The sequence below is a fragment of the Vibrio sp. YT-16 genome, assembly GCF_033337405.1.
In the GTDB taxonomy this organism is placed as follows: Bacteria; Pseudomonadota; Gammaproteobacteria; order Enterobacterales; family Vibrionaceae; genus Vibrio; species Vibrio alginolyticus.
The window spans coordinates 257,171-279,702 of record NZ_JAWOQQ010000002.1 but is presented as its reverse complement, the minus strand read 5'-3'; the positions used below and the strand labels follow the sequence as shown (position 1 = coordinate 279,702).

Below are 22,532 nucleotides of genomic sequence, written 5' to 3'. Positions count from 1 at the left end.
ATTCTAAATTCAGCATGAAGTCATAAGAAAAGAAAAACCGCCCGAAGGCGGTTTTTTTATTTTCCATCAAACAACCACTTTTTGAGTATTTGCTCTCGTTGTGCAGATAGTGGAAGCTCCTTCGCTACTGAGTAATCTTTCATGATTGGTTCCGCATTCATCCAAACACTCAAAGGGGTAGCCTTATGGGACATCTTACTACGGTTTAAACTTGCTAAGTTGGAATCAGCATCGTCAGTCGTTCCTGCAGTATATTCAGAAATAGCTTTAAACTCCTTCTCACTCATCTCATACCAACTCTGGTTGTAATGGATTTCTCGCGAGTTGAACATAGTTGGCGCCGTTGTATCTATAGCTCGAACAGGGAGCCTTTGTGATGAAGCGTTTAAAGATAGTCCAGCTTTCCCATCAATATCGAGCATGATGTATGGGGCATCGTTTCCTCTAGGAATAAACGGGCGTAAGCCAGTCATCTCTTTCCCGGTTGCGTTAGTGTACTTCAGTGATATCTCGACTGCGTATAGATCAGTGTCGACAAAGTCTGGTGATAAAACACCTTCCTTAACCACCAAGTCGTTTACAAGCTTACTTAGGTTGCTAGAAATATGATCCGATACCTCACTTAGGCTTTGCGGTATTGATTTAGGTTTGAATGACACCTCTTTCTTCTCGAGGTTCACTTCTACCTTTCCTAATGGATACAAATCTACATCTTGATGTTCAAAATTATAGAGACCTCTTGCATCGTTTGCTTTCAAACGAATGTCTACGGGTAAGCGGTGACGGTCAAAGCCTCCTCGCTCAAGTATTTGTTCTACATTTTCAACAGATTTTGTACTGACGATGAGCAACAACTTCGTTGCTTTTTCAGAAGTATCATAGGATGGCTGCTTCTTCGTCCAACCGATCGCCTCCATTATATCGTCGTGCTTACTTCCGGGAATGAGGCTCTTCACGCTAGCGTCATAAATGTACAAATTTGCCTTAGCATCTGAGAATAGCTCCGGATATTCGACCGCTTTTTTGCCCGCTCTTGCTAAGAAAGTTTTCTCATATAAGAATTCATGCTCTTTTGACATAGTTAAATTAAAGATGGATGCCTTATCCGTACTAGAGGTAATCTCCTTACCATCTTGAGTTTTAAGTACGAGCTCTCTCTTATACGTTAACTTTGATTCTGTTTTACTGACATTTGGTACACCGACTTCTAGAAGGTAACGCATCACATAAGCCGCTGAGTGCTGTTCATCTACCTGACCAAACACCGACTTCCATTCTTTGCTACCGTAGTCATCAGCAATAGGTTTGATGCCACTCATGATGTTGCATCCAAAGTAATAAGTAGGACTTACAACAACACCGTATAGCGTCGTATCTGTCTCTAACATTTGTTTCTCTGTTAAATACGCTCTCTCAGTTTCAACTAGTGATTCCGGTGCAATTTCACGAACATATTCAGTAGTGTAAGACCCAAAATCGTCAAAGAACCTATTTTGCCTCACAGGTCTAACACCCACAGGCACAAGAGTAAGCAAACCTTCTTCTTTGAACTTGGTCAGCGTTTCATCCTTCATATCAAGAATAATAAGTACTCTAATTGGCATAGTCGGCGTAATAGCTTCACCGCTATTAACCCTGTCTTCGAGTGGGAGCCATTCATCATTGACTTTTACGGAAACCATATGCCCAGCAAACATAGAGTCATCGAGCTTAGATAAATCGGGCGCTTTTAACAGAGATCTAAGCTTAGTTAAACTAGGGTCCGCAACAGTATGTATAGGACAGAATTTTTGATATGCCTGCGATTGTTCAAGCGCTTTTACCCCAGCCTGAGATTGCTTCGCTCGGTATGTTACGTAACTCGTCATTGCAGCAAAACTCAGCACACTTTCCGAAGCACTACGGTAAATATTCTTTGTTTCTAGCCACGCTTCATCAAGGTGGAAAGAAGGAAGCCAAGTCCCCCCCAAATCCCAATCATCACTTAAAAGATAGGTCTTTATATAACCTTCAATATCAAGATCTCTTTGCCCTGACGTCAAGTGATTAACCACGTAATATTCCGAAACGTAATTCGTTGTTTTGTTCTCTTCTTTTATTTGAGATTCAAGTAGAAGCAATCGTAGCAGCCCATTGAGCGCTATAGCGCGTTTTATATATGCCTTGCCAACAACACTCAGTTCATCGAATGCAGGTAAACCGCGATACAGTAACGCCTGTCCTACCACATCAAATTCAGAAAAACGTTTCTGCTTCTCTTTATATTCTTCTACTTCTTTATTAAGAATTTTGGCTGCACCATCCAAAGTAGAAACCAAGGTTTCGCCTGACCAATACAACCCATATGCTAACGCGGCTCCTGGACCAAGCATTGGCGCAGCAAAGCCTAATGCAATATCAAAGGCTTGGCCGGAAAATTTCCAAATTTCCTCATGGACTTTCATCTCTGCTAAAACCGCTTTCTGTCGATTTTTCTCCAGAGTAAGCAGCCAACTTCTACAAGCAGGATATTCAAAAGCAGAGTTGAGGTAGAACTTCATCTCCGCTCGACGACTTAAGCGCCTGTTACTCGTATCATTATCGGCATAAACGCCTTTACCCAGGGCAGATATTCGATGCTCCCACTTAATAGCATCAGTGCCAAGATCTTCTAAAATAGAAGATTTAAGCGCCGCAGCACGTTTTTTTGAGAGTTTAGTGTTGTATTCCACCGAGCCAATATCACACGTATATCCTTCAATGTTCAGCAACATTTCTGACTTTGTATTACGCAGATATTCGGCCACTTTAGAAACGAGCTTCTTATCAGAATTGGCAAGTTCATCATTTGCACTATCAAATTCAAAAAACAGTGTGAGATAGCTTGCCTCACCCTCTTTTGCCTGTTTTTTTTCTAATAGCGGACTACCATTTAACAGCACTTTATGACTTACACTTTTATCAGAGAATGCTTCAAGGAGCGCTTTTTTATGCTCCGCTTCAGACTCAAGCAGTGCCTGACGATCTTTTTCATCACTCAATAAAAGTGTTGATATTACCGATTGTGTTTTCTGACCATATTCCTTTGATTTATCAATATAGGCGTTAAACGCCGACTCGGAATTCTCAATACCTTTCGGAATTTCAAGGCCACTAGAAACAAGCTCTGCAAAACCAAAAGGCTTATCAAGTGCATATTCAATAGCCCGAACGGCCGGCTTTAAAGGGGTTAAGATCTTATCGTCAACCTTATGCCAGAAATGCTGTAACACCGGCGGAATCGTATATACACTAGGTAAGGCGCTCCCAAGGTGATTTGACCAGTTAAGGGCACTTGCTAAGTCAGAAATAGGCGTAAGTGTACCTTGCGCAGGTGGCTTTAGCTTTTGCGCAAAATCTAAGAACCCCTTCGCCTTAGCATCAATACCGACCGCGAGTTTTAATGCCTTCAACATATCCCCGGCTTGATCTCCATTCAAACCTGCGCTGAACGCTTTATGGACAGTGGTCATACTGAATGGGTCCATCACACCAGACGCTGAGGCCTCGATAACAGCTTTATAGTTACCAATGGAATTGAGAATATTAATCGACGGTTGCACACCAGTAGCAGGTTTGTTTTCGCTGGTATAGGGAAGATTTTTACTCCAATCGAGCCAGCCTTTAAACGTTTCTGGCGCATGTTGGAACAGTGACTCTTCAACAGAGATGGGATCACCAGAAAGGATTATGCTGCGCCCTGCTATTGAATAAATAGGCAGGTGTAAGACTTGCTCGGATAATGAGTAACAATTGTTTGGGATATTTAACTTAGCAACCTGAGCCATTTGGCTATCTGAAGGTTTAAGTAATGCATCCCAATATCGCTTAATTCCCTCTAAATCTATATCAAAGCGGACTAATTGCTTGATTTGATCATCCTCATCTAGGTGACCGCCCGTGATCCAAAATGTGGCGACATATTGAGTCACCTCTTCTGCATCTTGGGCGTCACTCGCTTGGTTGGCAATATCATAGTATGTTACCGGCCTCACTCGGCTGGTGATTTTATTGCCAATATCCTCTGCATCCCCCTTGATGATTAAGTTTTCTGGTTGTCCAGACAAAGTAACTTCCGCGCCCTCAAAATAGTCGGCAGAGAAGAAAAGATTGATGGTCCAAACTTGAGGAATGCGTAGATAATAAAAATTCTGTTTATAGTTTTCGCTATAAATTTGTTCATACAGGCGTTTATATGCTCCTTTATTTTGCCCAAACCGCACTTCTGCCGCTTCAGCTTTATGGATAAAGAACTCGGCTAATTCGGGCGCTAAAAATCGCCTCTCGGTATGGTCTTTGCTCAGCTTTTGGTCCTGTACAATATCTCTGTTAGTTACTACGCTAACGCCAATGCTCTCATCACTAGAACTTACAACATCCTTGGCCAAGGCTGCTAAACGTCCCGTCCAAGCAGTATCTTCAGACATAACCGCAGCGGGAATTAAGTAAGGTGGGATATAGACGGGTTTTAGCTTATCTATCGTGCTAGAAATCAATAGTGGTGAAGAAGCAAGCTTATTCCCATCAAGCTCTTTAACTGATTGAACCTTGGTATTCCAACCTTGTAGCCGACCTGATGAATCACTGATGTATAATGGTGACTCATTTTTACTACCGCTACCATCCGCAGTTTGACCTACTGCTAGCTGTGGAAGGGCCAGTGCAAAACCGGGTAATGGATAGAGCCCATTGCCAGTAATGGCCTCTCCATCTGGTCCGACCAGCTGCCCCATCAAATAGAGAGCGTGCTGTTCAATCTTAGCTCTAGCCATGATTACGCTCCTCTAGAACGGTTCTTGCTTTTTTGATGTCAGCATAACTTGGCAGTGGGTAGAGTGACTCGCTCCAATTATCCGCTTCTTTATGCTCAATCACATAACGGCTAAAGCCAAAGCCATAGGCGGATTTTTCAACTCGTTCTCCATCACTAAAACCTACGAACCCATATATCATTTTTGTAGTAGGGCTATTCTCAGTGGGTTGGTGTAACACGCGGGTAATATTTCGACCATGCGCGGGGACGAACCACATATCACCGCCGTTGAAAGCCAACAAATCCACTGTAGCTCGGAAGTTACCCATTTTTTTAGATGGTCTTCCCGAGCGGTACACCTTCCCTCCGCCCTCACCCCCGAGGCAATAAAAACCATCTCCATACTTTCCGCCCCAGACATTACAATCGTAGCTATCCGGAGTAAAATCACCGCGATCGACCAGTTTTAAGGTTTTGGCATCAAACACAAATGTGTTACCGCATTTTGGAACATCACTCTCCCCAAAAGTTTCAAGGTATTCGTCATTCTCCCACCCACAGCCAAACCCCGCCAAACTCGAATTAAAACTCAAATAGATCGCTTGCTCTGACTGGCTCATATAAGGCTTGGCAAAAGAGGTCATGTATCGTGCGTATGAACCATTTACATCAGTAAATTTCACTACCTCTTTGGTGTCTAGCTTAACCAGCAGAAGCTCATCTCTTTTTTTCACAACAACTTGTGTACTGTCTGTATCCCACATGATGTCGTGACGAGTTGAGCCAGACTCCTCACTAATGTTTGTTACTTCTCCGTTATCTAGATCGTACAACACAGTGCTACTTTTCTGAGGGATAACAAGATAGCGACCGTTGGGCGACCGTGACATATATTTTGCATAATCAGTCGTGCTTCGATAAACAGGTGGCGGGAATACTCCCTCAGGGATCAGCAATTGAGGATTAGTACCATCAATGTTCAATGCCCAGTAACTGACTTTTGATTTGTCTTCTCGGTTTTCGATAGTAAACAGCACCTGAGGGAGTGTCACATTTTCAGTATTCCAATCTGCAACCTTTGGATTATCCGGTATTTTAAAATCATACTGGTAAAGCCAAGTATCCGTTTTACCTTTGTACAAATCTAGGCGGTCTGCCATGCTCTCTATTCGAGCTTTCTCATCAAAATAGGGTTTAGTGGCAATGTAACCAGCACCTGCGGCGGCAATAGTCGTCAAACCCAAGCCGAGTAATATTTTCTTTTTCATTCTTAATCCATTTTCTAATTTTGTTACAACGACCAATCCAGCACTAATGACTCAAAACGTTGTTTCTCTTCTGTAGTCATACCTTTAGGCTTGTCGTTTGGCAGAGCTTTTGGCGGAGTTTCAGTAGCGCTCTCAGGTTCAACAAATAAATCGTTGTAAGCGACCCGATCAAAAAGTATGTGACGACTGTCTGGGTCTTGGTCATGTACCAGGGACATAGTAAAGACCCCGTCCAATGGCAGCCCGCTTAATAACGCTTGCTGCCAATCGTGGTCTTCCCCTTCATAAAACTCTAAATCAAAGACGTCTTTATAATCGCTATTGTGATCGACCACATAGAGTGAATTCAAAGCGGTGATGCCAGACGTACCAACATCCACCCGGAATAATAGGCCACTGTTTTTCCCATCGACATAAGCAATCACGGTGTTGCTCTGGTCGTAACTACGTACTATGGCCTGTTGGTCACTCAGCCATGGCATGTCGTCTTCGGTCACTTTGTGGATGGCTGCGCTGTCTACATCGGAGGTGAATTCTTTTGCACTGAATGACTGTGCGTCACTGTAACTGCTTAATTCATCTAATGGCGTGCTGGACTTCTCTAGCAAACCAGCATCCGATTCTAATGCTTCAATTTGAGCAAAGCGCTTTTGCTTTGGTGAGAAAATGATCTTGAGTCCATTTTCTCCCTGTTGGACTTCACCCGATATTTTGTAAGGTGCCCAGAAATGCGCCATAGCAAAACCGCTTGCGCTTCTTTGTATTACCTGAGGTGTGTCTTTTTTCTTTTCTTCTTGCTCTAGCGTGCGGTAATACTCGACGTCAACATCTTGGTAGTAACCTTTCTCGTTTATCGCCATCTCTCGCCAAAGCTTTCCTTTCCAAAACACATAAAGGAAACCACCACGCAGGTCAGAAGCTTTTGCTTTGTCGTTGCTACCATCTAAGTAAGCCAAAGGTCTCACCGGCACCAACACGTTGTCCCACTCATCCATCTGAGTTTCTTTATCAACGGGTTGCAGGTCTTCGGTGAGTTTAAGCAAGATTGGCTGAGGCTGGTCAGAACAAGGGATTTTGATATAGAGCGTTTTGCCCTCAGCTTCGAGATCTTTAAATGTCGCGAGGCTGCGGTGTTTGTTTTCTGTATCAGCCTTGCCTACAGTCACTTTTTCTTTTTGAGCGTCCGTTTTTCCCAACATCAAACATGCCGCGTTGCTAGACCACTGCCCTGCAAACTCGACAACGATTTTTTGATCTGGACTTGGCTCAGAGGGGACATGCGTGTAACTACGAACTAAAGCAACATCGTCGGTAACCTGCTTGTATCCTGCTTTAAAAGCTTTGCTTTCATTCGAAGCTGATACAGAGTCAACGAGTGATTTAAGTCTAGGGAAGCTTTGCAGCTGAGAGTCCGTCAATGGCGACCGACGTGCAACGGTAGATAATGACACCCAATTGCCTTTTCCCAATTCGATTCTTATAGCAGCTAGCAATGCGCTGGTCGTTTTTTTGGCAGAGATGGAAATCTTTTGCGCCAATTCTTTAGGGAGGTTTCTAAGGATGTCATCTGAATTTCGCAAACGCGAAAGCTGTCCTATACACTCGTCCGGTGTAAGAACATAAGATAGCTCGTTGGAGGATAGCTTCGAGCTAGGTATAAATTTGCAAACTAAATGCATTTGAATTCTCCACAACCAACATCGTAAATATGGCTGCGGTGACAATTAAGCTGATAAGGCTTACAAGTACGATTTGGTCTGCGTATCCTACTTACTTAGCCATTTATTTTCAACGAGATAGAAAAATCGCCCGAAATCAAAAACACCAAAAAAATGGTGACTTTTGCTATCAAAACATGCGATTTGACCACAACAAAAGCCGGTAACATCACCCACTCTGTCAAAATGGTAAAATCTTACTATCTAAAAAAATTTAATTTATGGACTGAAGTTAACAAAAATCGTAGTAACGTGCGCTTCAGGTAAGCACGAGGAAATTCAGAAGTTTATGAGGTGCCCTCCTCAGCAACAAACAACAAATTGACTGTTACTGAGGAAGTTTAAATAAAAAGGTGAGCGCATTACGCACTCACAAAAGTAACTGCTCTGAAGCTTGCTAGGATTAAATTTGCTTCATCGCGAGTTAAAGAGGCGAGGTATTACCCATCGACCTCATGCAGAACACTATACTCAGAGTATAGAAACGAGCGTAAATATATAATATTTAAAAAGATTTTCAACGCGACACATTCACCACAGCACCTGCCGAGCGACCATCACAATCACTTCATACACACCTAAAAGCAACATTGGCCTAGTTATTATAGTTATTCAGCCTTGTATTAAGACGATTCATTAATTCGAGTAACTTATCAATAAAGGCAATTATTTTGATAAATATCACAAAAAATCCCAAAGAAATAAAGCGAGCTAAACGCTCGCTTTATTTATGCCGCATTTTTTAAAGTTTTGTTCTCACTAAAATATCGGTTGTAAACAGAACCTAAGGAGGCTGTACTTGCGAAACGATCATAGTTAAATGTTGCTTGAGCCTCTTCGGCAGAGGCGGAAAGCTTGTTGGTACCATTTACATAAATCGTCACTACCCCCTCCTTCAGTCCTGAAAGATCTAAATCAGTTGTCCATGAGTCTGAAAGCACGGTAGCCATGCCTGTGGCTTCTGTACCATCAGCGTCGACTGCTTTAATATCTATGAACTCACCATCTTCAAACCGTTCACTGCTACCACTTACTGTCACGCTTTCCACTCCAGTAACATCGTTGATAACGTCTAGGTGTATTGTCGGTGTAATTGGCATGGAGTAAGCCGTGTTCTGACTACCGGTATTCCCTGATAAGTCTTGGTAGTCACGAACAAGCAACGCCACATTGAGCTCTGACGTGCTTGGTACCACCACATCACCAGTCCAAACACTTGGGTCCGCGGTTGCCACTAAGGAGGTGATCGTCGTGCCACCTAACTCCGCTGCGGCGGATTGCAGATCTTTATCGAATTCCAGCGTCACCGTCACGCTTTGGCCGATGGCTTGGTGCTCAGGCGTAAACGTCACGTTAGTCAGCGTTGGCAGAGACTGCGCCAGTGTAAAGCTCTGGCTTTCACTCACTTCAATGCCCGCTGAGTTCGTCCCCGTCACCATCACGGTATAAGTGCCATTGGTTTGGTGACTCATATCAATCGCGTCACTGGTCCAAGTGCCACCGGCTTGTACTGTCGCAATGCCGCTTTTTAGTACCGTCGCGCTGCCTTGGGCTTTCACGTCAAGACGCAAGGACTGACCATCAAAACGTGTTGACGTACCTTCGAATTGTAGCGTGGCGGCATGCGTTTCATCCACATTGCCCACTGGCGTGATGGCTAAGGTCGGCGTGATCGGCATGGAGTAAACCGTGTTCTGGCTACCGGTGTTTCCTGATAAGTCTTGGTAGTCACGAACTAGTAACGCCACATTCAGCTCTGACGAGTCTGGTACCACTACATCACCAGTCCAAACACTTGGGTCCGCGGTTGCCACTAACGAGGTGATCGTCGTGCCACCTAACTCCGCTGCGGCGGATTGCAGATCTTTATCGAATTCTAGCGTTACCGTCACGCTTTGGCCGATGGCTTGGTGCTCAGGCGTAAACGTCACGTTAGTCAGCGTTGGCAGAGACTGCGCCAGTGTAAAGCTCTGGCTTTCACTCACTTCAATGCCCGCTGAGTTCGTCCCCGTCACCATCACAGTATAAGTGCCATTGGTTTGGTGACTCATATCCATTGCGTCACTGACCCAAGTGCCACCAGCTTGTACCGTTGCACTGCTGCTTTTTAGTACCGTCGCGCTGCCTTGGGCTTTCACTTCAAGACGCAGGGACTGGCCGTCAAAACGTGTCGACGTGCCTTCGAATTGTAGCGTGGCGGCAAGCGTTTCATCCACACTGCCCACCGGCGTGATGGCTAAGGTCGGCGTGATCGGCATGGAGTAAGCCGTGCTCTGGCTACCGGTATTCCCTGATAAGTCTTGGTAGTCACGAACAAGCAACGCCACATTGAGCTCCGACGTACTTGGTACCACCACATCACCAGTCCAAACGCTTGGGTCCGCGGTTGCCACTAATGAGGTGATCGTCGTGCCACCTAACTCCGCCGCGGCGGACTGCAGATCTTTATCGAATTCCAGCGTTACCGTCACGCTTTGGCCGATGGCTTGGTGCTCAGGCGTAAACGTCACGTTAGTCAGCGTTGGCAGAGATTGCGCCAGTGTAAAGCTCTGACTTTCACTCACTTCAATGCCCGCTGAGTTCGTCCCCGTCACCATCACGATGTAAGTGCCATTGGTTTGATGACTCATATCAATCGCGTCACTGGTCCAAGTGCCACCGGCTTGTACCGTTGCGCTGCTGCTTTTCAATACCGTCGCGCCGCCTTGGGCTTTCACTTCAAGACGCAGGGACTGACCATCAAAACGTGTCGACGTACCTTCAAATTGTAGCGTGGCGGCATGCGCTTCATCCACATTACCCACTGGCGTAATAGCTAAAGTTGGCGTGATCGGCATGGAGTAAGCCGTGTTCTGGCTACCGGTATTCCCTGAGAAGTCTTGGTAGTCACGAACAAGCAACGTCACATTCAGCTCTGACGTGCTTGGTACCACCACATCACCAGTCCAAACACTTGGGTCCGCGGTTGCCACTAATGAAGTGATCGTCGTGCCACCTAACTCCGCTGCGGCGGATTGCAGATCTTTATCGAATTCCAGCGTCACCGTCACGCTTTGGCCGATGGCTTGGTGCTCAGGCGTAAACGTCACGTTAGTCAGTGTTGGCAGAGATTGCGCCAGTGTAAAGCTCTGACTTTCACTCACTTCAATGCCCGCTGAGTTCGTCCCCGTCACCATCACGATGTAAGTGCCATTGGTTTGATGACTCATATCAATCGCGTCACTGGTCCAAGTGCCACCGGCTTGTACCGTTGCGCTGCTGCTTTTCAATACCGTCGCGCCGCCTTGGGCTTTCACTTCAAGACGCAGGGACTGGCCATCAAAACGTGTCGACGTACCTTCGAATTGTAGCTTGGTGGCATGCGTTTCATCCACATTGCCCACTGGCGTAATAGCTAAGGTTGGCGTGATCGGCAATTCGTGAGCGGTGTTATCCTCACCTATGTTGCCAGTCAAATCTTTAAACTGACTAACAACCAAGTCGACACTTAACAGCGCGGTGCTCGGAACTTGTACATCACCAACCCAGACCTTTTTATCTACCGTTGCTGATAGAGAACTAATGCGATTGCCGCCAAGCGTAGCGGTCGCCTCTTGGAGCTCTTTATCAAACTCAAGCGAGACACTCACGCTTTGCCCCACGCTCTGATGCTCAGGGTTAAATGTCACATTGGTCAGTTTTGGTAAGGTTCCTTCAACCGCGATATTTAAACTGCTTCCTTTTCCAGGAATGGTGTTGGTACTTTGGTAGCTATCATCCTCTACCTGTATTGTTATGTTTTTATCTTGCTTTTCTGGACTGATGTAATTAACCGTCCACGTAACGTTGTCTGACGTGGACCACGTATCTTGCTTTAACGTTCCTGTTGCGCCGTTATCACTAGCGACAAGGTGGACATCTGAGATATCAAAGTTAGTAACTTCTTCTGTAAAGTTAAACGTAAGTGTAATCTCTTCACCTCCAAAAAGAGGGGCGCTTGAAGCAGTAGATATACTTAGCCCGGGAACGGTTGCAGCTTCCACATGTGCGTCAATAGAGCTCTCGTTCTTATTATCCACTTTGTCTGTTGCTGCCACCGTGATCGTATGCTCGCCTTTCGGTAACAAATAGCTTATAACATAAGGCCCCGCTTCAGTTGTCGGCTCAGTAATCGCTTGAGGAGCCACAGTGCTGCCACCACTCACCGCTTTTGACGTGACGAGATTTAAATTTTTATCTGTAATGTATGCACTAATTTCTAGTTGATACTTATCGTTTGTCGGCACCTTAGAGATTTGATTAGCACTTAAGCCAGAAATACTTGGAGCGTCATAATCAACAATAGACTCGATCACTTGTCCATCATAACTTTTGCCTAGTAATTCAAAGCTTGTATTCTCTCTTCCAACTGAGTCCGTCACCGTCACCTTAAGGGTATATGCCCCTTGGTTATCGACGGCAAAGTTCATCATTCCATTACCACTAGAAGAGATAACATCACCTGAGTAACGCAAGGAATCACCGAGGCTTGGAATAAGCTCCACAGAATATTGTGAAGCTTTCACTCTTTCTCCTTCCACCGTAGATACCGTAAACGGCTGGCTCGCCTTGGTTAAAAACAGTTTGCCACCCTGCAAACTCGTAATTCCATCGAAATCAACTGTGACTTTAGGAACACTAATATCAATGACTTTTCTGATATCAGAATACAGTCCGACGCTATCTGTCGCTTTGATATCAACCGTGATTGAACCACGCCCCTCTAACTGAGATTTCGGTAGTTCAAAGTACGTAGATGAACCGTTCCCATCCTCTACTCTTTCTTCTTGATGGCTTGGGTTTAAAACCGAATAGTTTACTGTTGCCAGGCTGCTACCAGTGTCCGTTATGTCGAAACGAAAACGAACATTATCAGGATTTGTTGGCGATTCGGTTACGATAATCTCATCGCCAACACTTGGAGGTGTGTTGTCAACTTTAATATCAACGGTCGCTTCACCGACTCTCGACCACACATCCGTTGCGGTAATCGTTGTCCTGATCGTTTTTCCATCCGCATCGCTAGGAAGTTCACTTGTAAATGTTGAACACTTGTAGGTTGGGTCATCTGCACACACCTCTAATTGTGCAAACTTCTCCGGATTATCTTTATAGTTGTAGGATTCCGTTCCAAACCTGGCCATCACATTGTCTAGTCTAGAGTTTTCATACAGCTTAATTCTGAATTTGGCGACAAGCTGCTGACCATTAATGGTTGTGTTTCCGACCGGATCAGTAATTTCGACGACTACCGAACCTTTAGGTAATTCAAGCAGTAGATCGTGCTCTGGCGTCAAGTTTCCTGCTAAATCAGATAAGTTCTTGATTTTGTATTCTTGAGTTGTACTCAGGCCATCAATAATATCGGCATACGATTCAGAATACGTACACTTGATATTTCCAACACCTTTGGCACAAGTCGTTGGTGTATAAGCTTTGTTGCCAAGATTACGAACCAACTTTGGATATTCATCTGAACTTTCGGTATTCACGCCTGATAAAGCATCATTAAAAGAGAGCTCAAATGTGAGCATCTTCTTCTTCAAAGCTTCATCAAACCAAACATCACTTCCTTTAAAACTGTATGAGTTACCATCTACGACTGTCGGTGCATCAATATCCACCATCGAGAAATTGAACTTGTTGATCGTTTCACGCCCATTTGTACCCAAGGTTTTAGTGATCAAAGTAACAGGTGCTTTGGTCATGTTTTGCCCAACATTGACACTACAACTGTAAGGTTCTTGCGATACGTTGATAACACCAGAAGTTGGTTGCTCATTAGTTGGTGGCGCATCTAGAGAGTTGTATTCTTCACGAACCCAACACTCTAACGTTTTGGCTTTGACCGCACTCAATGTAGTAAAGGTGACATCAAGAACACCATCAGATAAGTAATTTTGGAAGTCCAGCGGGCTTTCAACTGTTAGAACCACGCCTTCACGCTGTACGCTAAAGGTTTGGTTTACTTTTCCAACCTTTCGGTCTTTTTCATCAAGGTAACGAACTTTGTTATAAACCTTGATATCAAGTTCATAATTACCATCTTTGGCAATTTGTGTAGAAAGCAACGTTGCCGTCCAAGTGCCATCTGCAGTTTCTGAGAACGTAAAGTTAGTCCCGTTTTGCTCTCCAGAGAATCTATACGTTGAGTCAATTCGATCAACGCCACTATCATCAACAATATCAAGCGTAAGTACGATATTCCCATCTTGATAGATGGTGTTGTTTGTAATTGGCGTTCCATCCGTGTAACTCATCGCCAGCGTCACCTGCGGGATTGAGTTGTATACTTTGACGGTAAAATCTTGCTCATCACTGGTTAAGGTTGTGTTGCCACGAACATCAGACCCTTTTAAACGAATCTTGTGTGTACCCGAACCTAAATCACCAAGACTCACTTTGAGATCTTCATTGATTTTTTTACCTGGAGAGCCAGGTAATGGCTCCAGATCGCTAAACGTCCAATACTCTAGGCTTTCTCGATTGACACCATTAATTGAAACATCACCGTTTGCATTTAGGTCTAGCGCCGTTAGGTCAAAGACATAGTTACCTAAGTAGTAGTCATTCGCATTGAAACCACTTAATCCTAATGTTGGTCCATCACGATCAAGAATAACCTTGTGCGTGTTAGAACTAGACTCAAAACCATAAATATCGGTTGCTTTTACATACAATGACGTTGTTTTTTCATCTTCAGAAATGTCTATTTTATCTGTGTCACTCTTGATAAGAGACATGACAAACTCTTTAGATGAATCCGTTGGCACAATTGTCTTAATTGGCGAATCTTTACCACTTTGATACAGCGAGACTTGCTCAAGGTCTGAATCGTCTATTACGGATTTAAATCGCACATTGAACTCACGCCCTATGACATAGTTCTCTTTAGACAATGTGTCTTCAACCCAAGGCGTATTTAGGATGATTTCAGGGCCTTTGTTATCGACTTGGAAGGTGAATTTCCCTGTTGTGCTGACATTGGCAGGGTAAGCGTTGTCCGTCGCAGTGACGTAAAATTCATTCCATTCATCGTAATCAAATGCTTTTGAAACCAGTTGGACTTTGACGTCAGGCTGTTCACCAACTAGGTATGGTACGTCACACGCCTCTGTTAGAGGGTCACAGCTTTCTAATGTCAGAGCCTGACCAGATCCGCGGCGCAGATCTATTTTTACGTTATTGCCAGAGCTTAACGTCCCCCAATCAATGACAGGTGTCCATTGGTTATTACCGCCTAAACGGCTTTGAACCTGCTCGCTTTTTACAATAGGAGCTTCAGAGTCGATACGAATATTGAATCTCGGAGCGGTGCTAGTTAACTCTGAAACGGAGTTACCTAAGTTGTCCTCTGCTGCGGCAACAACTAACCAATCTCCATCACCAGGATAAATCGTAGAGCCTTGATTTGAACAAATCTCGCCCGTACATAGTTTGACTTTAAACGCGTCTTTTGAGTTAGTTGCAAAGTTTTCTGGTGTGTATGTTACTTTTTCACCGGTTTGCTGGTAGAAAACAAGGCCCCTCGAGGCAAGCTTATCACCAACAATATCCTCAACCTTGAAGGTTAATTCATGAGTATTGTTCGCATTTAAATAAATACCGTTTTCTACAGGTTTACCATCGACATCATTCGGTGGAAGATAACTGGCCTTAGGGAAATCGTTATCAATAAACACCGATTCTATAAACGGAGATTTACCATTATAACCATACGCATTGCCATGTGGGTCCATAGCACTGGTCTCCACGGCAAACTCTATAATGTCTTTTAGTTCACTAGACTGGGAGTTGAGGGTGAAGAAGTACTCTTTTCGATAAGCATTGCTGCTGCCTGAGTTTTCTACGATGTTGATGTCCAGTGGTATTTCAATATTTGGCTCATTAGCTTGATACCACATCGTGCTAAACTTCGGGCCGTAAGCGTCGGTTCCTACAATACCAGAAGGATCGTCTAGGACAATTTTAGAAACAACCTCGCCAGCGATATAAAGCCTATTACCAACCATCGTCTCTCTGCCGCTTTCAATGGTTAATTTTGGCTGCGGAGGCAAGGTATCGATACTGCTACCCTCTGTATCAAAAATGTTCTTACCATTTAAGTCAGGATTAGCCATCGAAATATCATCAGCATAGAGCTGCGCGATATTGGTCTCAATACCGTATTTGCTCGCCATGATTTCATAATAGGATTGCGCCAGGTCTTTTCGGTAAGTTTCAGCGCCAAACGTGTAAGAATCGAGCGTAACTTGACTTCCTCCTGCCCCTACACCATTTGCTTTTCCATCGTAGCTAAAATCATCGTAAATAGCAGATGCAAAATCTAATGAGTTATTTCTTGGCATTCTCTCGGCAATACTATCAATTGCTTCAACAAGGAATCGGTGTAGATAGTCATTTGATGGCTTGTCTGGAATCGCTTTAGTCGTAAGCATTTCATTGGTTGCATAAGGCACAACCGTTGGGTCAAACCCAAAGAATGAGTTGTTGTTCGTACCTGATAACGCGTAGCGCACCTCATCAAGAATTTGAATCGCACGTTCTGAAGTTTTCTCTCCCGCTGTCACTTGATCCCACTGGAAATCAAACAAACCAGTCTGATATGTCGATAGTTCAGTAATATAGTAAGTTTGAGAACCTTTGAGCTTAAAATACACACCAATATTGGCCTTGTTTAAGTCAACCGTAACTTTCTTGGTCCCTGGATCTCTTTTCCATTGGTAATAGTATGGCTCACTGCCTTCGATACCAATTAAACGAACACGCATGAAATCATAATTCACTACGTCAGTTGTGGTTTCACAGCTCGCTACGTCAAGAGCCATGGACTGGTCACTTTCCAGTTGCTGGATAGTGGTACAACTTGCAAGTGAAGTGAATTCACCACTTGGGCTCAACCCTTCAAGTTGAGCTCGCGCACCAATAAATGGTGTCACCACTTTTATGGTTGGTAGGTCAAAGCTACTTCTAAAATATACTTCTCTTGGAGTGCTTTCGTTATCAGACTCATCGATGGTTTGAATGACTAACTTTTGACTACTGTTTTCTGATACCGATTTAAAGCTGTCACCCAAAATATCTCTTACAAATGGAATGTAATAAATGACATCCTCAACTCGCCCATTGCTATCTAACAGCGTTTCGTGCGGAATTTTTGCGATGTAATCGTCATCGGATGCCGTTGTATCAATAACTTGCTGAAGTGAGTAGTTGTTATCGTTGTTTTGGCTTACGTAGTACTTGACGACGAGCTTTAGCTTATTAGCGTTGGAGCCTAAAACCGTATCGGTATTTACGTCTGATACTTTCACACGAACATAAGGGATTTTATTCTCTTTCAATAAATTAGCGTTGAAGTTACTAAAATCTATCCCTTTTAATGAGCTCTGAATCCCTAAACTTGCGTACGCATAGTCAATCTTCAGGAAATCGCGGCTTGCTTGAACATTGTCTGGGGTGTACGTATCTTGAGAGTAGATACCATCGTAAGTGGTTCGTTCACCATCTAAACCCACATTTACGTACGTCATTGACGTACCTTCAGGATAGGTTATCGTCTGTGCTGGCGCTTGATCGTCACGACTTACTGCATGCTGCGCAGAGCCCGTATTGCCTTTGCTATCCTTCGCTCGAACCTCAAAGACCGTCGTAGATAGGAATTCATCAGTTGGGTAAGCCTTACTAAACTCACAAGCATTTCCAGACTCTACAGTGACAGGAGAACATGTGACGCCCTCATGTAAGCCATCTTTAAATGAAATACTGACAGAACTAATCTCTTGCGAGCTTTCTTTTACAACCCCTTTCAGAACGTATTCTTTAAGTTGGTTATTAATTGCACTCGCCGATGTAATATCGATAACAGGCGCATCGTTATCCCATTCAAAGTTGATATGAAGACCCGAATGGCTGCCTGGAATTAACTCATTACCCAGTACATCCGCTGTATATAAGACTAACCGTGCTGCTGTTACGTTTGAGAGCCCTGTGGCAGGGTTCATATCTACACTATCGATCTCTTTAGTATTAATGTTAACTTTAACGTTGGTCTCTCGAAGGCCAACTTCAAAATCATCAAATTCAACCGAACAGAATGTGCTTCCAAAATCTTGTATGTCGTTACATTGAAATTCACCAGACCAAGAGCCATTAATCTGATACTGAATAAAGGCGGATACGTCTTCTACACCGATATCATCAACAATTTTTAGGTCAACTTTATCGGTGCCTGCAAGTACATCACGGTCAATGCGTGTCACGATAGGCGCTGTGGTATCAATCTCCGTCCCATCTCGCGGTGGAATGATGCCATCTGTACTGCCATATGTACCTAAGTCATTAAGCTTCTTACTAAAGTCGACATAGTCGGCAGCATCAGTACCTGAAATATTGATACTTGGGTCGTTTACCACGATCAAAACGTGCTGAGATAAGTCACGTGTGTAAACGTCGCTGTTTATCTTTTTCTGTCCAAAGCTGAGGGGAGTCACTGCTCCTGAAGTCTTGCTCACTTCAAGACCATCAAGAACACCATCTGCAATAACATCCCGATATTGGATGTCAGCGAAGTGCATCGAAGTGTAGACGTTATCGCTGTTGCCGTATTTTTTTATAAGATCGTAAGAGTAAGACGAGTATGCTGTTAATAAAGCACCGTATTGATGCCCAGTACTAGCAAAACTGCTTTGCCCACCTTTGGTAATATCAATAGGTTTGGTCTCATTTACGTCAAAACCATACATGCTATTGATACTATCCAAAGCGGTTGAAAAGGCACTCTCATCTGTGGCCCCCTGAGAAATTTTGTACTTTGCCAAGCCTGCTGCCAAGTTCGACAGCGGAGTAAGCATTAACTTTTGCTCACTCCCCTCTTTAAAGTTCACAACACCTTCAAATTTAAGTGTCTTCGCATTACTCACAGATACCGTTTCATTTGTAAACGGATCGGTATAACTCCCCTCTTTTGCAACAACAAAAAGAGGCATTGACGAAGATTCAAACTCTAGCAGATAGTTTCCGAAGGCATCAGACGTTGTGTTAGCCAACTTCCGACCTAAGTTTCCATTTTTGAACTCGAAAACCTCAATCTTGGCGCCATTGACTGGGGCGTCAAACACCATACCGGAAATGCTTCCTTTGCTTCTAGCTGGAGGTGTGTTGTCTCCTCCATCACCACCACCACATGCACTCAATAAAAGAGATGTAAGCGTAAGACCTAATGTTAATTTCAGCGTATTTTTAGCGAACATAGTAATTTGGCAAAATATATTTTCCCGAGATTATATTATTGAAAAATATTTTCTCAACGTGACATTAACACCAACAAAATAGGCATAAACACCAAGCCAACCGTCACTTTGACTGAATTATTAAAATTATTCTCACATCCTATAATTATTAACTTAGTTAAAACAGAGGAATTACTCATGCTTTAATGCTAGTTTTTATTTAAAATATTATACTCTACGCACAACTGTCAGTATTGATAAATCAACAAAACTAATGACTATTTTAATAATAAAAAGGAGTGTGCAAGCTCCTACCGTAGCCCTTATCACTACTGCGTTAATCATATTGATTAGCGTATCGCTTTCTCACTACTTCCTCACTCCTGTGGATAGACTACCTACCATCAAGCCTTTAGAATTCGAAAGTAAGAATGTGCAGCCACCAATTAATAAGAATACTCGTAGGCAAAAAATCACTATCGGTGTTGTTGAATACTCTTTTGTCGCTTCATTATTAAAATCAGGAGTGAGTCAAAAAGAGATCAACTTGCTATTAGCACTTATCAAAAGCAAGTTTAATATTATTGACTCTATTAAAAGAGGTGATAACTTTATCTTAAGAACTAAATTAAATAGTAAAAATGAAACTTACATTAGTTCTTTTTACTATTTAGGCAGTAAAACTGATTTATTTATTATCAATGATGGTCACGGTAACGTATTTGATGAGCATGGTGTATCGATAAATAATCAGTTCATGTTTTCTTCACCCTTTGATAAAAACTACAGAGTGAGCTCTGACTATGACTTAAAGCGAACACATCCAGTGACCAATATAACGACTCCGCACTTAGGCACTGATTATGCCACACCTGTAGGTACACCGATTCGTAGTATTGCTGATGGCATCGTTTTAAAGTCCCGCTACAACCGTTTTGCCGGCAACTACATTAATATCCGCCACACAAATGGCTCTGTATCACGCTACCTACACTTATCTCAGCGCAACGTCCATGTTGGTGAGAAGATCAGCCGAGGACAAGTGATAGGGAAAACGGGTAACACAGGAAGAACAACAGGGCCGCATTTACATCTTGAACTGCACATCAATGGTGTTCCGGTTGATTACGAGCGATACATTCAAAGGCACCCAAACACTGACGTAAATATAGAAATGCTGATTGCAGCGAGAAAAGAAAAAGCAGAGTTAACAGCGGAATGGCAACGGTATGAGCAGTCAAATAGGTAACAACAGCCACTTCGATTCGCTCTTTCTTCATTTATCTGAAGCGAGTCCTCGTAACCTTCTGAGCGCTTCGTAGTCTGTCGCCACTAACCAATTTCAGGATCATTAAGAGCCGCTACATGCGGCTCTTAATGATTATAATTTCCCGATATTCCATCGGTTTCCCCTTTACCAAACACGTTGTCCTCTTGTTCTTGAACGCAAATGGTACGCGCCCCATCATGTTCACGTAAAAGATCAATAAAAGAATAAAATGATTACTCATTGTATTGGCTAGATATCTAATACAAAGAGGCCCAACAATACCTCTTTCTTACTTTCTAAACAGTGACGCTGTCACGATTATGAGTGGTTTCTATCATATTCAGCGCTTGCCTTTCTCAGCCCTTCTAAATCGTCTGAACATAAAAATCTCTTCAGGCTGTCGATTTTCTTATCAGGCCAATCATATATCCTAAGAGCAAGCAGTTCGTCTATCGTCTCTCGAGAAAAGCGATATTTGACATGCTTAGCTGGTGACCCCGCAACCATGCTGTAAGGCTCAACATCTTTCGTCACCACACTGTTTGCCGCAACGATTGCTCCTTCTCCGATAGTCACACCCGGCATTATCATGGATCGCATACCGAGCCAGGCGCCATCGCCAATATGAGTATCTCCTTTCCCGACGTACGCTTCTTCAATAAAGTCCATAAATGGGTACAAGGAGAACCAATCAGCTCTATGTGTACTGTTTCCCCCCATAACAATGACAACTCCCGCTGCAATACAGACAAAGTCACCTATATGTAACTTATCAATCTTCCATTTTGGTTCCCAATCTCGGCTGAACTCATCGCCTTGTAGATATCTTACAACAGACTCTTCAAAACCGGCGTCCCAACAATCACTGTAATAACTATGTTTACCTTTAATCGTTATATTTGGGTTCGTAACAACTTCATGTAGCAAAGTCACCTTAGACCAATGCTTAGTTTTCATGAATACTCCTATAAATACTATCTAATAAAACACTGTAGATAGTATGTATCTAAATAAGCTCTAATAATTACGTAGTGCCTATTACCACTAAAATTTACTTCACCACTGAGCTAATAATATGGTAAGCAGCCTCTACTCTTTCTGCATTAGGGTAGTTTTTATTCGCCAGAATCACTATGCCTATTTTTTCAGAGGGTACATACGCGACATATGCCCCAAAGCCACCTGTTGAGCCCGTTTTGTTATACCAAACGTCACGACCGAGAGTACCAGATACACTTGCTTGAACCGGTTTAGCTTTGAGAATTACATCGCTGGAGTTACCCTTCAATAATTGCGAAAGTGAAACGGGGTAATCATAACCCTCCCATCCTACGGCTTGTGTAAACGTGTCGGTATCAAAATACTTAGTATGAGTTCTCTCTAGCGCATTTTCTATATCAGTATTAAGTTGCGCTTGACCCATATTTGCTTCGATATATTGAAGCATATCTAAGCTTGTTGATTTAATACCATAGGCTTGTGCATCAAGAATACCTGGATTAACTCTAACGGGTTTTCCCTCAGAACTATAACCAAAAGCATAGTTGTTAAGCTTATCCTTTGGTACATCGACAAAGGTATTGGTCATACCGAGCTCAGGCAGGATGACGGTTTCCATCATTTCCGTATAGTCTGACTTCATACTCAAGGCACCGATGTAGCCAAATAGACCAATACTAGGGTTTGAGTACTTCCTCTTAGTACCGGCTTCGTACTCCGGTTTCCACGTTTTGTAGTACTGCATCATTTCAGCGTCGTTCGTTACTTCGCTAGGGAATTGCAATGGTAGACCACCTGCAGTGTAGGTGGCGACATTAACTAGCTTGGTATTACCCAGAGCACTATTCTCTAATTCTGGAATATAATCTTTGACCTTGTCATCCATGTCTAGCTTACCTTTTTCTTGGGCGTACCCAGTCAAAGTAGCAGCAAAAGTTTTACTGATAGAGCCGAGTTCAAAAATTGTGTCGTTGGTGACTAAACTCCCCTTACTTACGTCAGCCAAACCGTAATTATAAAAATAACGTTTACCATCAATCGTTACTGCAACAGCCAACCCCGGAATGTCGTATTCGTTGATTAATCCTTTAGCGCATTCATCAACTACGCTCTTTAATTGACTGCTAACCGTTAACTCCGTTTTCGCAAACGTGACGAAAGAAGTGAGCGATAAAATGGCCAGCAAGGCATTGTTTAACTTCATTGAACCCTCAATTTTTTAATTTTAACTTATAATTAATTTCTAGTTTATTCCAA

General features: G+C 43.3%; 7 protein-coding genes. 1 reads left to right on the top strand and 6 read right to left on the bottom strand.

What is annotated here, in order from left to right; all coding sequences use genetic code 11:
* Window positions 1-56: 56 nt before the first annotated feature.
* The 4 genes from R7F07_RS04570 to R7F07_RS04555 all read right to left on the bottom strand — a co-directional run bounded on the left by R7F07_RS04570 (window position 57) and on the right by R7F07_RS04555 (window position 19,027).
* A complete protein-coding gene (locus R7F07_RS04570) occupies window positions 57-4,790 on the bottom strand; it encodes an OmpA family protein (RefSeq protein WP_171343142.1) in 4,734 nt (1,577 codons plus the stop codon).
* Window positions 4,783-6,039, bottom strand: coding sequence for a hypothetical protein (locus tag R7F07_RS04565; protein WP_171343141.1), 1,257 nt, complete (start codon window positions 6,037-6,039; stop codon window positions 4,783-4,785). Before R7F07_RS04565 ends, R7F07_RS04570 begins: the two co-directional genes overlap by 8 nt.
* 23 nt (window positions 6,040-6,062) lie before the next feature.
* Window positions 6,063-7,718: a hypothetical protein gene (locus R7F07_RS04560; protein ID WP_171343140.1), complete on the bottom strand. Its 1,656-nt coding sequence runs from the start codon at window positions 7,716-7,718 to the stop codon at window positions 6,063-6,065.
* Between the two features lie 767 nt (window positions 7,719-8,485).
* The gene (locus R7F07_RS04555; protein ID WP_318110448.1) at window positions 8,486-19,027 is read right to left on the bottom strand and encodes a tandem large repeat; all 10,542 of its coding nucleotides are present in this window, start codon (window positions 19,025-19,027) and stop codon (window positions 8,486-8,488) included.
* A 253-nt stretch (window positions 19,028-19,280) separates the two neighbouring features.
* Here R7F07_RS04555 and R7F07_RS04550 point away from each other — a divergent pair, with 253 nt between their 5' ends.
* A complete protein-coding gene (locus tag R7F07_RS04550; protein WP_053349235.1) occupies window positions 19,281-20,255 on the top strand; it encodes a M23 family metallopeptidase in 975 nt (324 codons plus the stop codon).
* Between the two features lie 339 nt (window positions 20,256-20,594).
* Here R7F07_RS04550 and R7F07_RS04545 read toward each other — a convergent pair whose 3' ends face one another.
* On the bottom strand, window positions 20,595-21,233 hold the full coding sequence (locus R7F07_RS04545; protein ID WP_171342596.1) for a CatB-related O-acetyltransferase: 639 nt from the start codon (window positions 21,231-21,233) through the stop codon (window positions 20,595-20,597).
* A 94-nt stretch (window positions 21,234-21,327) separates the two neighbouring features.
* Window positions 21,328-22,479: a class C beta-lactamase gene (ampC, locus tag R7F07_RS04540; protein WP_005373435.1), complete on the bottom strand. Its 1,152-nt coding sequence runs from the start codon at window positions 22,477-22,479 to the stop codon at window positions 21,328-21,330.
* Window positions 22,480-22,532 lie beyond the last annotated feature (53 nt).

What these genes read in the sequence shown, in the direction of transcription:
- R7F07_RS04570 (WP_171343142.1), bottom strand. Translation starts at nt 4,790, where the DNA reads ATGGCTAGAGCTAAGATTGAACAGCACGCTCTCTATTTGATGGGGCAG.
- R7F07_RS04565 (WP_171343141.1), bottom strand. Translation starts at nt 6,039, where the DNA reads ATGAAAAAGAAAATATTACTCGGCTTGGGTTTGACGACTATTGCCGCC.
- R7F07_RS04560 (WP_171343140.1), bottom strand. Translation starts at nt 7,718, where the DNA reads ATGCATTTAGTTTGCAAATTTATACCTAGCTCGAAGCTATCCTCCAAC.
- R7F07_RS04555 (WP_318110448.1), bottom strand. Translation starts at nt 19,027, where the DNA reads ATGTTCGCTAAAAATACGCTGAAATTAACATTAGGTCTTACGCTTACA.
- R7F07_RS04550 (WP_053349235.1), top strand. Translation starts at nt 19,281, where the DNA reads ATGACTATTTTAATAATAAAAAGGAGTGTGCAAGCTCCTACCGTAGCC.
- R7F07_RS04545 (WP_171342596.1), bottom strand. Translation starts at nt 21,233, where the DNA reads ATGAAAACTAAGCATTGGTCTAAGGTGACTTTGCTACATGAAGTTGTT.
- ampC (WP_005373435.1), bottom strand. Translation starts at nt 22,479, where the DNA reads ATGAAGTTAAACAATGCCTTGCTGGCCATTTTATCGCTCACTTCTTTC.